Origin of the sequence: Arthrobacter sp. UYEF20 (genome assembly GCF_040546335.1) — a bacterium.
Classification (GTDB): Bacteria; Actinomycetota; Actinomycetes; order Actinomycetales; family Micrococcaceae; genus Arthrobacter.
Genome location: NZ_JBEPNP010000002.1, coordinates 103,037 through 116,223 on the forward strand (window position 1 = coordinate 103,037; position 13,187 = coordinate 116,223).

At 65.6% G+C, this 13,187-nt stretch carries 12 protein-coding genes; 4 read left to right on the forward strand and 8 right to left on the reverse strand.

Annotated elements, in window-relative coordinates:
- Nucleotides 1–197: 197 nt before the first annotated feature.
- The 4 genes from glf to ABIB26_RS02985 are packed head-to-tail and all read left to right on the forward strand — an operon-like array spanning nt 198 to nt 4,997.
- On the forward strand, nt 198–1,385 hold the full coding sequence (gene glf, locus ABIB26_RS02970) for a UDP-galactopyranose mutase (RefSeq protein WP_354239443.1): 1,188 nt from the start codon (nt 198–200) through the stop codon (nt 1,383–1,385).
- Nucleotides 1,382–3,373, forward strand: a complete 1,992-nt coding sequence (locus ABIB26_RS02975) for a glycosyltransferase (RefSeq protein ID WP_354239445.1) — start codon at nt 1,382–1,384, stop codon at nt 3,371–3,373. Before glf ends, ABIB26_RS02975 begins: the two co-directional genes overlap by 4 nt.
- Nucleotides 3,374–4,243, forward strand: a complete 870-nt coding sequence (locus ABIB26_RS02980; RefSeq protein WP_354239447.1) for an ABC transporter permease — start codon at nt 3,374–3,376, stop codon at nt 4,241–4,243. It begins immediately after the preceding gene.
- A gap of 1 nt (nt 4,244) precedes the next feature.
- Nucleotides 4,245–4,997, forward strand: coding sequence for an ABC transporter ATP-binding protein (locus tag ABIB26_RS02985; protein ID WP_354239448.1), 753 nt, complete (start codon nt 4,245–4,247; stop codon nt 4,995–4,997).
- 51 nt (nt 4,998–5,048) lie between these two features.
- On the opposite strand, the gene ABIB26_RS02990 is transcribed toward ABIB26_RS02985, so the two are convergent.
- The 8 genes from ABIB26_RS02990 to ABIB26_RS03025 form a co-directional block, all read right to left on the reverse strand.
- Nucleotides 5,049–7,070: a DUF6541 family protein gene (locus tag ABIB26_RS02990; RefSeq protein WP_354239450.1), complete on the reverse strand. Its 2,022-nt coding sequence runs from the start codon at nt 7,068–7,070 to the stop codon at nt 5,049–5,051.
- A gap of 7 nt (nt 7,071–7,077) precedes the next feature.
- Complete coding sequence (gene rfbA, locus ABIB26_RS02995) at nt 7,078–7,941, reverse strand: glucose-1-phosphate thymidylyltransferase RfbA (RefSeq protein WP_354239452.1); 864 nt, start codon at nt 7,939–7,941, stop codon at nt 7,078–7,080.
- A gap of 80 nt (nt 7,942–8,021) precedes the next feature.
- The gene (locus ABIB26_RS03000; RefSeq protein WP_354239454.1) at nt 8,022–8,933 is read right to left on the reverse strand and encodes a glycosyltransferase; all 912 of its coding nucleotides are present in this window, start codon (nt 8,931–8,933) and stop codon (nt 8,022–8,024) included.
- Between the two features lie 11 nt (nt 8,934–8,944).
- The gene (locus ABIB26_RS03005; RefSeq protein WP_354239456.1) at nt 8,945–9,832 is read right to left on the reverse strand and encodes a glycosyltransferase; all 888 of its coding nucleotides are present in this window, start codon (nt 9,830–9,832) and stop codon (nt 8,945–8,947) included.
- Between the two features lie 19 nt (nt 9,833–9,851).
- Nucleotides 9,852–10,229, reverse strand: coding sequence for a DUF2304 domain-containing protein (locus ABIB26_RS03010; protein WP_354239458.1), 378 nt, complete (start codon nt 10,227–10,229; stop codon nt 9,852–9,854).
- Nucleotides 10,226–10,981, reverse strand: a complete 756-nt coding sequence (locus ABIB26_RS03015; protein ID WP_354239460.1) for a glycosyltransferase family 2 protein — start codon at nt 10,979–10,981, stop codon at nt 10,226–10,228. The genes ABIB26_RS03010 and ABIB26_RS03015 overlap by 4 nt, the downstream gene beginning before the upstream one ends.
- A gap of 14 nt (nt 10,982–10,995) precedes the next feature.
- Nucleotides 10,996–11,928, reverse strand: coding sequence for a glycosyltransferase (locus ABIB26_RS03020; protein ID WP_354239462.1), 933 nt, complete (start codon nt 11,926–11,928; stop codon nt 10,996–10,998).
- Between the two features lie 10 nt (nt 11,929–11,938).
- The gene (locus tag ABIB26_RS03025) at nt 11,939–13,180 is read right to left on the reverse strand and encodes a polysaccharide biosynthesis protein (protein WP_354239464.1); all 1,242 of its coding nucleotides are present in this window, start codon (nt 13,178–13,180) and stop codon (nt 11,939–11,941) included.
- Nucleotides 13,181–13,187 lie beyond the last annotated feature (7 nt).

Here is a 13,187-nt window from a genome sequence, read left to right on the forward strand (position 1 = left end):
GGAAGTCCAGCCATGTGGATAAGGGACCCTGCGGGAACGGCTCGGCAGCGGCGGGGAGGCGCCATGACGGCTCCGCTGCGGCCGCGGGAACCCCCGGGCGCCGGAGGCTGGTCCGCGGTTCCGATCCCGCCTCGGGTAGGCTGGAGCAGCAGACAATGCGCAACATTGGGCTGCCCGCATTCGAACCAGGAGAGTTTGTGACCGCTGACCTCGTCATCGTAGGGTCGGGCTTCTTTGGCCTGACAATCGCAGAACAGGCCGCCACCGAGCTGGGCTTGAAGGTGGTCGTCATCGACCGGCGCCACCACATCGGCGGCAACGCCTACAGCGAAAAAGAAGAACAGACCGGCATCGAGGTGCACCGCTACGGTGCCCACCTCTTCCACACGTCCAACGAGCGCGTGTGGGAGTACGTGAACCGTTTCACCACCTTCACGAACTACGTGCACAAGGTGTACGGGGTGCACAAGGGCGAGGTCTATTCGCTGCCGATCAACCTGGCGACGATCAACCAGTTCTTCCGGGCCAACCTCACTCCTGGCCAGGCGCGCGAGCTGATCAAGGAACAGTCCGGGGAACTTGCCGGCACCGATCCCCAGAACCTGAACGACAAGGGAATCCAGCTCATCGGGCGGCCGCTCTACGAGGCGTTCATCAAGCACTACACGGGCAAACAGTGGCAGACGGATCCCAAGGACCTGCCGGCGGGCATCATCTCCCGGCTGCCCGTGCGCTACAACTACGACAACCGGTACTTCAACGACACGTATGAAGGCCTCCCGACCCACGGCTACACCGCCTGGATCGAGAAGATGGCCGAACACCCGAACATCGAAGTCCGGCTCAACACCGACTTCTTCGACGAATCACACGAGTACAGCAAGGACAAGGTTGTCGGCAACATCCCGGTGATCTACACCGGTCCCGTGGACCGCTACTTCGACTACGCCGAGGGCGATCTCTCCTGGCGCACCATCGACTTCGAGGAAGAAGTGCTCGACGTCGGAGACTTCCAGGGAACGTCGGTGGTCAACTACAACGACGCCGATGTGGCCTACACGCGCATCATCGAGCCGCGCCACTTCCACCCGGAACGCGACTACCAGACGGAGAAGACCGTCATCATGCGCGAATTCTCCCGCGCGGCGGAAAAAGGCGACGAGCCCTACTATCCGATCAACACCGCCGCGGACCGGGATCGCCTGCTCAAGTACCGGGACCTCGCAGCCGCCGAGCAGGACGTCCTCTTCGGCGGACGCCTCGGCACGTACAAATACCTGGACATGCACATGGCCATCGGCTCGGCCCTGGCCATGTTCGAGAACAAGATCCGGCCGCATTTCGAGGCCGGCGCCACGATCGAAAGCGGAGGAGTGGACGCATGAGCGCCGCTGAAGCGACACATGGCTGGAACCCGATTCAGCGGGTCATCCTGCCATCGACGGACCAGACCGACACCGTACCCCTCTACGTTGACGCCGGCACCGCCAGCGGCATCCGGCTCCGGGAGAACGACGAATTCGCCCGCACGCCCAAGCTGCTCGAAGACAAGCTGCAGATGTTCAGCTCCGAGAGCCGGGTTGCGCATTTCGAGGACCTCCTCGGAAGGCACTCCATGCGGGTGCGCTCTGGCGAGCAGCTCTCGTTCGGCACCTACTTCAACGCCTTCCCGGCGAGCTACTGGCGCCGGTGGACCTCGGTGCGGGACGTCCGCCTGGTCGTCGAGACGAGCGGCCCGGGAACGGTCACGGTCTACAAGTCGAACGCCCGCGGATCGGTCCAGCGCGTCGACGGCAAGCACGTCGACGGCGACGCCACCTCCACGTTCGATCTTTCACTCAAGCCCTTCGGCGACGGCGGCTGGTACTGGTTTGATCTGGCCGCCAGCACCGGCGACCTGGTCCTGAAGAACGGTGCGTGGGAGGCTACGGGCGGTCCCGCGACCAAGGGTCAGGTGACCCTCGAAATCACCACCATGAACAAGCCCGACTTCTGCCTGAACAACGCCCGGATCCTGGCGGATAACCCGGACGTCCTTGAAAACGTCAAGGAAATCCTGATCGTGGACCAGGGCACGCAGAAGGTCGAGGACCAGGAGGGCTTCGCCGCCGTCCGGGACGCCCTGGGCGGCAAGCTCCGGGTCATCAACCAGGCAAACCTGGGCGGCTCCGGAGGCTTCGCGCGTGGCATGTTCGAGGCGGTCGAAAACGGCAGTGACTACGCCCTGCTGCTCGACGACGACATCGTCGTCGAACCCGAAAGCATCGTGCGGCTCCTGACGTTCGCCGACCATTGCCGCAAGCCGACAATTGTCGGCGGGCACATGTTCGACCTCTACAACCGCAGCGTCCTGCACACCTTCGGCGAGGTCGTGGACCCCTACCGGATCGTCCCGGCCCTGCCCCATGCCGACATGGAAACGCGGCACGATTTCAGCGTCGCGAACCTGCGCCAGACACCGTGGCTGCACCGCCGCGTGGACGTTGACTACAACGGCTGGTGGATGTGCCTGATCCCCACGAAGGTAATCCAGGAAATCGGGCTGTCCCTGCCCCTGTTCATCAAATGGGACGACGCCGAATACGGGCTGCGCGCCCGGGAAGCCGGCTTTGCCACGGTCTCAATGCCGGGTGCCGCCGTCTGGCACGTGTCCTGGATCGACAAAGACGACCTGGTCGGCTGGCAGGCCTACTTCCACGCACGCAACCGGCTGATCACCACGCTGATCCACAGCCCGTACCCCAAGGGCGGCCGCGTGCTGCGCGAATCTTTCCAGTCCGACGTCAAGCACCTCGTTTCGATGCAGTACTTCACCGAACACGGCCGGATCGACGCACTGCGCGACCTCCTGAACGGACCCGGCGACCTCCACAAGGTGCTCGGCACCAAGCTGCCGGAAATCAACGCGCTGAAAGCGCAGTACCCGGACGCCCAGCTGAAGGAAGACGTGGATGACTTCCCGGCGCCAAAGATCGGCCGCGGACCGATGGGCGGGACTGTTGTGGGGCTGCCCAGCAAGAAGCAGCTGATCCCGTGGGGCATCAAGACCGTTGCGCGCCAGCTCATCAAGGCGCCGGGACCGGAAAGCGCCGAACGGCCCCAGGGCTATCTGGCCCACCGGGACAACCGGTGGTACCGGGTGGCGCACTATGACAGCGTGGTGGTCTCCAACGCGGAGGGCACCGGCGCCTCGTGGTACCAGCGCGACCCGAAGAAGCTCAAATCCATGCTGACGGAAGCGACCCTGCTGCACGCAAAGCTGTTCCGCGAGTGGGACACCCTCGCCGAACAGTACCGCCGCGCGGTGGCCGAGATCAGTTCGATTGACGCGTGGAAAAAGACGTTTGAGGCGAACTCCAAGGACGGCAGCTAGGTGGCGGGTCAGGCCGACCAGCTGGTCAGGCCCGGCAGCGGGCGGGGCCTCCTCGACGTCTATGGGGACCGATTCCTCCTGAAGCTGCTGGTGCGCAAGGAAATCAAGGTGCGCTACCGTGGCTCGGTGCTCGGGCTGCTCTGGTCGTACGTCAAACCGCTGGTGCAGTTCCTGATCTATTTCATGGCGCTGGGCATCTTCCTGAATCTCCAGCGGGGCACGCCGAACTATGCGATCTATCTCTTCGCCGGCATCGTGCTGGTGAATTTCTTCACGGAGTCGCTGTCCAACGCCACCCGCTCCGTCGTGGACAACCGCGATCTGATCCGGAAGATCTACCTGCCTCGGGAACTGTTCCCGGTCGCCACGGTCTGGGTCTCGGCTGCCCATTTCCTGCCGCAGCTCCTGGTGCTGATCGGCGCTTGCCTGGTGGTGGGATGGACGCCGTCGATCCTGCAGCTGGCCGCCGTGGTCCTGGTCTTCCTGATGGTCGCGGTTCTCGCCACCGGCCTGGGCCTGATGTTCGGGGCGGTCAACGTCTATTTCCGCGACTCCGAGAACATCGTGGACATGATCGTCATGATCGTCACGTGGGCGTCCCCCGTCCTGTACGTCTGGTCGATGGTCGAGCGGGTGATGGGACCGTGGTTCTGGATCTACCAGCTGAACCCGATGACGGTCGCCGTCGAAATCTTCCACTGGGCCTTCTGGGAGCCGACGCTCAAAGCCGACCAGCTGGTGAGCGGAACCATGCCGCCTGACCTGCTGACCGTATGGCTCCCGGTCGCCCTGCTGATGACGATCGTGGTGCTGTTCCTCGGACAGCTCACGTTCCGCCGGCTCGCCGTCCATTTCGCACAGGAGCTTTAAGATGACTTCGCACGGCCACGTCGCCATCAGCTGTGAGGGCCTCAGGAAGCAGTTCGTGCTGCGCCACACCCGGTCCCTGAAGGAAGCCCTCGTGTGGCTGGTGAAGGGCCGCAAGGGGGATCTATCCAAGAAATTCCTGGCGCTCAAGGACGTCTCCCTCGAGGTCAAGCAGGGCGAGACCGTCGCCCTGCTGGGGCTCAACGGGTCCGGCAAGTCCACCCTCCTGAAGCTGATCTCGGGCGTGCTGCAGCCCGACGGCGGGACCGTGCGCACGAGGGGCCGGGTGGCGGGCCTGATTGAGGTCGGCGCCGGCTTCCACCACGACCTCAGCGGCCGCGACAACGTCTACCTCAACGGCGCGATCCTCGGCATGACCGAGAAACAGATCGACGAGAAGTTCGACTCCATCGTGGAATTCTCCGAGATCGGCGAGTTCATCGACACGGAAGTGAAGTTCTACTCCTCGGGCATGTACCTGCGGCTGGCGTTCTCCATCGCGGTGCACACCGACCCCGAAGTCTTCCTCATCGACGAGATTCTCGCCGTCGGTGACGAGCCGTTCCAGCGCAAGTGCATCGCCAAGATCAAGGAACTCTCGGACAAAGGCAAGACCCTGTTCGTGGTCAGCCATGACCTGGACCTGGTCGCCACGGTCTGTGAACGGGGCGTGCTGCTGGAGCACGGCGCGGTCATCATGGACGGGGAAGTGCACGACGTCGTCGGCGAACTCCGGCGAAGGTCCGTCTCGCTGTAGCGCCGCGGCCCCGGCGGCAACGCCCCTGGTTCCGGTCCGGTCTGCGGTCCGTCAGCTGCCGCAGGCCGTGATCTTGTAGAGCTTTGCCTTGCCCTGGCTGTCGATCAGCTGCAGGCCTGGGTTCTGATCCAGGCGGGTCAGGCCGGGGGGCGTGTGGTATTCGCGGTGCACTTCCCTGGTGCCGAAGTCCAGGACGTAGAAGCCGTGTTCTTCCCGGACGGCCTGGCAGACGCTCGGATCCGTTGAGACGCGCCCCAGGCCGTCATAGATTGTCTGGAGCTCCGGGGAGACATAGCTTAGGATGTGCAGCTGCGCGGATTTCCGGTCGCCAAGGGCGTAGGACAGTGCGGCGCCCGTATACGGATTGTCGATCAGAACGGCGTCCTCGGGCACTGTCTGCGGGAGGCGCTTCAAGACTGCCAGTTCGTCCGGGGACACCAGCAGGGAGGAGGCGTCCAGCCGGTAGTGGGACGCGGCCAGCCGCACCTCCTCCCTGAGGCCGCCCTGCTGGCCCAGGACGACGGCTGCGAGGACCAGGACCATTCCCCCCGCGGTGCGGTAGGCCAGCCGCGCCGGCGCGCTCCAGCCGGCGGGACCGTCCACGGCCCGGTCGACGCGACGATACCGCTTTCGGGCGGCCGGGAGCGCGCCGGCGGCCCAATCGATGCCGACGGCGACGAGCACCACGGCGACCACCGGGAGAAGCGCAGCAACGCGGAGACTGTCGTTGTACCAGACCCCCGTCAGAAAGTCCCGCGTCGGAGACTCCGGAAAGCCGGCGACGACGATGTAGAGGCCCGCAAACAGGATGAAGACCAGCCCCAGCCAGGCAAAGCGTTTCGGCACCTTGAAACATGCCCAGAGGCCAAGAAGCGCCAGAGGCGCCACAAACCAGGCCGGGGGAAGATCCACGGGGGACGTCATCAGGGCTTCACCAAAAGCCTGCGGCATGGTGCCGCGGGGTTTCCAGAACGAGGCATCCGCCGGCGGCCGCAGCACGATCCACAAAGCCACGAACGCGGCACTGTACGCGCACACCGACGAAACGTATTTTACGAAACGGCCCCGCGCGGTCCGTCGGCTACGCCATGCCGGCCCGAACCACCGCCACGCGAGGGAACCTGCCATGGGCAATGTCCAGGTCAGCCAGGCCGTGAAGGTGGTGGGGTGCGCGACGGCGAGCCCGGCGAGTCCCAGCAGCAGTGCCAGGGCCGTGGCCAGATCGCGCCGGTCCGATCCCGGTGCGAGGCCGGCGAGCGAGGCCGCCAGCGCGATGGCCGCCGGCAGGAGGCTGATGGCGAGCAGATTCGGGTAGAGGACACCGAAATCCATCATCAGGAGCGGGAAGGCACCCAGGGACGCGCAGGCGATTGCCGCCGCCACCGTAGCCGACGCCCGCAGACCGACGACCCACCGGGTCAGAAGGAGGCAGCCAAGGGGCCAGAACACGGCGGCAATGACAATGCTGGTGATGTTGACCGCGACCGGCACCTCCGCGCCCGTGGTCGACGCCACGAGGGTGGCCACGGCGTTCCAGCCGGCCGGGTAGAATCCGCCCCCGGTCATCCCGCCGATTGTCAGCGACGACGCTTGGCCGGTCTCGAGGGCAAACTTTACGGAGTTCAGGTGGAAGACGGCGTCATACGTCTGCGAGAGAGCTTCCGGGGAGCCGATGGCCAGGACCACGCTGGCAGCGACCAGCAGGGCTGCGCCACCGAAGGCGGCAAACGGCACGAAACCACCTCGCATCCGGGGCGCTGACCACGGCGCTGGCCAGGGCCGCCTCCGCGGGGCGGGAGGCTGGAAGCCCGGCAGCCGGGCGGCGCGCAACCGTACAGCGTACAGCCCCACGGCGGCCACCAGCAGCGAGACGACGGCGACCGGCACGAGGCCGAACCTGACGTCCACCAGCGGGGCCAGCGTCGACGTGACGACGATGATGCCCACCGACAGCAGGGGGGCAAGCGCCAGGGCATCGAATCCCTTGAACCGCACCGCCAGGGCAACCAGGAGTCCCGGTGCGATCAGGAGGACGGCGGCGCCGATGATCTGCGGTAAAACCGACCACCACATCCGGCCGTTACGGTTCTAGGAGGCCGAGCAGGTATGCACCGTAGCCGCTCTTGGTCAGCGGTTCGGCACGTTGACGTAGCTCGTCGTCCGTCAGGAATCCTTGGCGCCAGGCGACCTCCTCGGGGGCTCCGATTTTAAGTCCCTGGCGGTTTTCCACCGTGCGGATGAAATTGGAGGCGTCATTGAGGTCATCGAAGGTTCCGGTGTCGAGCCAGGCCGTGCCGCGGGGCAGAATCTCCACGCGGAGCTTGCCATTCTCCAGGTAGGTACGGTTGACATCCGTGATTTCCAGTTCGCCGCGTGGCGAGGGCTTGAGGTTCTTGGCGACCTCCACGACGTCGTTGTCGTAGAAGTACAGCCCGGGAACCGCATAGTGGGACCTGGGCTTCGCCGGCTTTTCCTCCAGCGAGATGGCCTGGCCCGCGTCGTCGAATTCGACCACGCCGTACGCTTTGGGGTCCTTGACCCAGTAGCCGAAGACGGCGCCGCCGTCGATGTCGGCATGTTTGCGCAGCTGGGTGCCCATGCCTTGGCCGTAGAAGATGTTGTCGCCCAGGACAAGGGCCACGGTCTCGTTGCCGATATGCTCTTCCCCGAGGATGAAGGCCTGCGCCAGGCCGTCCGGAGCAGCCTGCTGGACGTAGCTGAGGTTGATGCCGAACTGTGAGCCGTCGCCGAGGAGCCGCTGGAACTGCTCGGCGTCATGCGGGGTGGTGATGATCAGGATGTCGCGGATTCCGGCCAGGATCAGCGTCGAGAGCGGGTAATAGATCATCGGCTTGTCGTAGACAGGGACGAGCTGTTTGCTGATGCCGTGGGTGATGGGATGAAGTCGAGAGCCGGTCCCACCGGCAAGAATAATTCCGCGCATGGACTATATCCTCCCTTACCGGTCAGCGGTGAACCAAACCAGCGCACTGCCGGACGGACGCCGCCGCCTTCGCAGCGGACTCAGTTCTCATGCCCCCGGCCGCTGCGGCCCCGGAAGCCGTCCGTGATGCCCTTAAGCGCGTAACTGAGCCGGACGGTGCGCCCGGGCGCCAGCAGCGTGACCACCAGCAGGTGGCGGAGATCGGTCCAGATCCCTGCGGCCACCCAGGCCGGGTTGCGGGTGGCGTAGCGACGACCCACCAGGACCCTGTTCCTGAAGATGTAGTAGTACCGCCACGTGGCTGCGATGCGGACCTTCAGCGGCCGCCCGCCCACGTCAATGGTCCGTCCGAAAATGCTGGCCTCAACCATGGTCCCCAGGGAGTGGTTGAATTCCGTCTTGGCGAGGACGGTCGGCAGGCCGGCGTCGAGGGCGCGGAAGTAGTATTCGGTATCCACAAGATCGATGAACAGCTCTTCCCAAAAACCGCCGATGGCATCAAGGGTTGCCACCGGAATCAAGAGTCCGGACTGGATGGGTTCCCTGCCCAGGGCGATGCCGTTGCGGGATCCGGCGCGCTTGACCGGGTTTCCCTGAATCCGGGCGGGGGACACCAGGCCGGGCTGGATGCCGGCGGCCCGCGCGGCAACAGCGGCATCGTGAAGCGCACGGATGTAGCCCTGGGGCAAGTACGAGTCCTGGTCCACGGTGAGAATGTAGGCAGGCCTGCTGCCTTCCCGTGCCCGGCTGATGCCCGCATTCAGGGCCGCGCCAATGCCCGAGTTTTTCTCGAGCCGGACCACCTCGGCGCCGGCGTCCTCGAGGGCCGCGAAGATGGGGTCAAAGCCGGGCCCGCCGCCGTCGTCCACCACCACCACGGCAGTCAGCTGCCGCAGGAGGGATGCAACGTTGCTGATAAGCCCGGCGTCCGGCCGGTAGGCCGTCACGACGCCGGCGACGCCGCTGACGTGCCCGTTCGGATTTTCATGCATCGTGCGGCCACTCACCTTCCGAGGGCATGCCGGAGGAGCGTGCCCAGCGGCCCGGCAACGCCCTGCCGGAGGGCGTTGGGAACGTACAGGACCGCGTGGGCGCGTGAGGTCAGCCGCAAACGTGCCGCGCGGGTGGCCTTGTGCCACCCTTTCGCCGCGCAGAGACGCTCCGCAACCTCGAAGTAGTCGCGCTCACCGGTGAAGCGGGACCCGTCCACGAGCTTTGCCGAGGAAGCGCTGTTCGTGTGACGCCGGTACTTAAAACACGTTTCCGGCTCGATCAGAAGCTCGGCGCCGCCCAGGATCATGTCCATGACCAGGGCGAGGTCCTGGATCACCGGGAAGCCGTCGCGGAAGTCGTAGTTGCGGATCCGGTCCCTGCGGAAGGCCAGAGAGGGCCAGTACAGCCAGTCGCCGTGGAGAAGGCTGACCGCGAGCGCTTCGCCGGACACGAGGCGGGCGCCCGATCCGCGCGGCTTGACGAGGTGCTGCTTGACGATATCCGCCAGCGGGGCCGCGGCCTCACCGGTTTCGTCGATGACCTGGACGCCGGGCTGGATGATCCAGGCCTGGGGGAACGCCGCATGGGCGCGGAGCACCACGTCGACATAGTTGGGCAACAACAGGTCGTCGCAGCCCATGACCACTAAGACGTCCTGCGTTGCCAGCGAGACGCAGGTCCGGAAGTTCTCGGTAATGCCCTGGTTCGTCTCTTTGCGGAGGTAGCTGATCCGCGGGTCCTCCATCGCCTCGACGTAGCGGCGGACCTCATCACCGGGATAGGCGTCGTCCACCACCGTCAGGCGCCAGTCGCCGTTGCTCTGGGCCAGGACGCTGTCGACGGCCTGCTTCATGAAATTAGCGTCGCCCCAGTAGGGGATGAAGATATCGAGTGCCATGGGAAGTTTTCGGTACTCGCTACTTCGATATCGGTGACGCAGGCGCGTCGCCGCCGGAGTCCTGGGGCATCGCCTCGACCATGGTGCGCAGAATAGCCACTTCCTCGGCGAGCGTGCGGGTTTCGTCCTCGACGACCGAGATTTCCCACGACAGGTGCAGGCAGACGCCCAGCAGCAGCAGGATGCTGATGATAAACAGCAGGTTCGACGGCAGCTGCACGCCCACGGCTTCCGCGACGATGGTCAGAAGACGGGGAAATGCGGCCAGGATGAGGGTTCCGACGCCGACGATCAGCCAGAGCGCGGCGTACTTTTCACGGAGTTTCTTCCGCCGAAGCATTTCAAAGACGACCCCTACGATCGCCAGCGAGAGAATGAATGCCGCCAGATTCGTCACAGTGCCCTCCCCTGAGCGTTGACCGGTGCCGTGGGAATCCGTGACGGCTTGCGGGTCAGTGCGAGCAGCAGGGCGAAAATCGAGCGTCCGAGGTAGATGGCCGCCTTGAGCGGATTGTGGCTGGGGGTGCCGCCCTGGCGCGGGCGCATCGCGACCGGGATCTGAGTCACTTTGCAGCCTGACCGGACAGCGACCACGAGGGAATCGATGGTGTCACCCAGGTACTCTGCCGGGTAGTGGTCCAGGTACTGGCTGATGGCCCGTTCGTTGGCCGCCCGGAAGCCGGAGGTCACGTCGGTGAGCCGGGTCTTGGCAAGTCCGGAAATCACTTTGGCCAGAAACTGCATGGCCCACTTGCGCGGTCCGCTGACCTCGTAGTCGCCGCGGTCGGCAAAACGGGCGCCGATGGAGATGTCGGCGTATTCCAGGCCGGCCAGGACCTCGTCGATGTTGCCGGGATCGTGCTGGCCGTCCGCGTCCACCTGTATCACCCGGCGGTAGCCGAGGCGCTGCGCGTACTTGAATCCGGCCCGCATGGCGCCGCCGACACCCAGGTTGAAGGGCAGGGTCAGGACGGTTGCGCCGGCCTCCTTGGCGATGTCCGCCGTGGAGTCAGTCGATCCGTCGTTGACGACGAGAACATCGTAGGGGCGTCCGACGCCGAGCACCTCGCGGACGGTATTGCCCACCGACTCGGCTTCGTTCCACGCCGGCATGATGACCAGGACACGGGTCGAGTCATGAATTTTCATAGTTCTCCAATATATCAACGGGCCCGGAAGCGGTTGACGAGTTCATTGCTGATCTGGCCCTCTCGTCCGCGGCTGGAGTCACGAAATCCGTGCCATGCGGCGATCGCCAGGCTGCCGCGGTCGGGGCTGAACGCGAACCGCAGGAGCTGCGCCTTGGATTCCTCCACCAGACGGCGGAGGAGCCAGGAGGGGTTCCGCCGCCAGTACCGCCGAATGAGGGTGGTCCCGTTGCGCACGATGTAGTACATCCTGAACGGGGAGTAGTAGTTAAAGGACAGGGCGCTGCCCTTGAGCCGCAGCGGCCTGCCGAACACAGTGGCCGGGAGGCGCGCCCCGAGCCGGTGGTCGACGGCGCAGCCGGCACCGATCAGCACGCTGTACCCGGCGGCCCGGACGCGGGCCGTGAATTCGGAATCCACGCAGTCGATGAAGAAGCCGCTGTCAAACCTGCCGATCGCGGCGAAGGTGGAGACCGGGATGAAGAAGCCGGACTGCATCGGGTCGAAGGCTTCGGCCAGGCCGTCCGTCTTCCCGAGTGCGGGGACACGGTGTCCGCTGAAGGATTCCGCCGATACGAAGCCGACCCTCCTGCCGGCGGCTGTGGCCAGGAGGTAGCTCGCGAGGGCGTTGTCGACGTAGCCGGCAACGGGCAGCGAGTCCTGGTCGAAGGTGAGGATGAATTCCGGCGCTGTTGTTGCCTCCAGCTCCTCGACGCCGCGGTTGAGGGCGGCGGCGATGCCGGAATTGCGGGGCATCGCCAGGACCATGACGCCCTGCTGCTGCAATCGGGCGAGGATGCCGGCCGCGGCAGGATCCGCGCTGCAGTCGTCCACCACGACGAGCTCATCGACCTGTGCGCGGATGGCGGCAGCGTTGGCCAGGAGGTCGTCGTCGGGATTGAACGCTGCAATTACGGCGGCAATCCGCCGCTGGCGTCTTTCAGTCACGCTGTTGATACTACCTTTCGACTGTTGACGGGCGGGCAACGCCGGGCAGGACCCGTAGGGCGGGGGCCAGCAGCCCCAGGAAGAGAATGGCCTCACTCACCGCCATTCCCAGTGCGACACCCGGAACGTTCGACGTCAGGCCGGCAACCACCATGAGGAGGACCCCGGCCACGGCAGAGACCCCCGTCCACTTCAGGACCGACTTCTGGCGCCGGGCGGGAATCAGGATATTCCTGATGAGGGGGGTTGACGCCGAAAGGAAGAAGAAGGACAGCCCGTAGTAGACACACGTCAGGGTATCGGCGCGCTTGTCGTCACCGAACATCACGCCGGACACCCAGGGGCCGAAGAAGCCCAGGAACAGTCCGCCCGCAATCCCGAGCACGGCGTGCGTGCCCAGGGCAACGAGGTGCCGTCGGCGCGGGTCGGCGGCGTCGCGCTCAAGCGTCCATCCCTGGAAGGTGTTGCCGAGGGCAACAACACTGAAGAGTCCCAGCCGGTAGATCGCGTCGGCGGAGGCGAACCCGGCGGTGGCCGTCGCGGACGGCACCGTGGCGGTGGCGATCGGCACGGGCGAGGACGCGTAGGCGCTCCCCGTGAGGTTGATGCCCGCCGTACCGGCGTGGGGGACGATCATCTCCCGGAGGACGCTCCGCGGACTCTTCGGGAACCAGGTTCCCGCCTCGCCGAACCGCTTGTGGAACGCCGCCAGCGCCGCCAGGGTCGCAACGACTGACACGACACCGTAGGTCCAGACCTGGCCGGTGACCACGATCAGGGGCGCACTGATGACCGCCGCGAAGAAGCGGGGGAGCGTGTCGTAGACCGCGAGGATCCGGGGTTGCCCGGTCCCGATCCCGTACCAGGCGGGGGAAAACCCGGTGAGGACAGTCGCCCAGGCCATGGTGATGGCATCGAGCCGGTACCCGTCGTGTGCCACGAGTGCGACCACCAGGGTCATGAGGGGCAGGACCACCGCCGCGATCACCATCCGGGAGCGGATGCTGCTGGAGTACAGGGCGGCCCGGGTGGGGGCGGCCCCGGCCCGGGCGATCTCCACGGGACCCGAGATGTTCCAGCTCCAGAGAATGATCGTCGCCCCAAAGACACCGATGGCCTGGCCTGAGGTGATGCTGGACCAGCCGGCCGCACCCACGACGCGGGCAATGATCGGCAACAGGAGGAACGGAAGAACCAGCGCCAGCAGCGGCAGCAGGGTAAAGCCTGCAAGCCGGAGCAATACGGGTCTCATGCGGTGT

Bases quoted from the DNA above. Each gene is read 5' to 3' on its own strand.
- ABIB26_RS02975 (WP_354239445.1), top strand. From the start codon at position 1,382: ATGAGCGCCGCTGAAGCGACACATGGCTGGAACCCGATTCAGCGGGTC.
- ABIB26_RS02985 (WP_354239448.1), top strand. From the start codon at position 4,245: ATGACTTCGCACGGCCACGTCGCCATCAGCTGTGAGGGCCTCAGGAAG.
- ABIB26_RS02990 (WP_354239450.1), bottom strand. From the start codon at position 7,070: ATGTGGTGGTCGGTTTTACCGCAGATCATCGGCGCCGCCGTCCTCCTG.
- rfbA (WP_354239452.1), bottom strand. From the start codon at position 7,941: ATGCGCGGAATTATTCTTGCCGGTGGGACCGGCTCTCGACTTCATCCC.
- ABIB26_RS03000 (WP_354239454.1), bottom strand. From the start codon at position 8,933: ATGCATGAAAATCCGAACGGGCACGTCAGCGGCGTCGCCGGCGTCGTG.
- ABIB26_RS03005 (WP_354239456.1), bottom strand. From the start codon at position 9,832: ATGGCACTCGATATCTTCATCCCCTACTGGGGCGACGCTAATTTCATG.
- ABIB26_RS03015 (WP_354239460.1), bottom strand. From the start codon at position 10,981: ATGAAAATTCATGACTCGACCCGTGTCCTGGTCATCATGCCGGCGTGG.
- ABIB26_RS03025 (WP_354239464.1), bottom strand. From the start codon at position 13,180: ATGAGACCCGTATTGCTCCGGCTTGCAGGCTTTACCCTGCTGCCGCTG.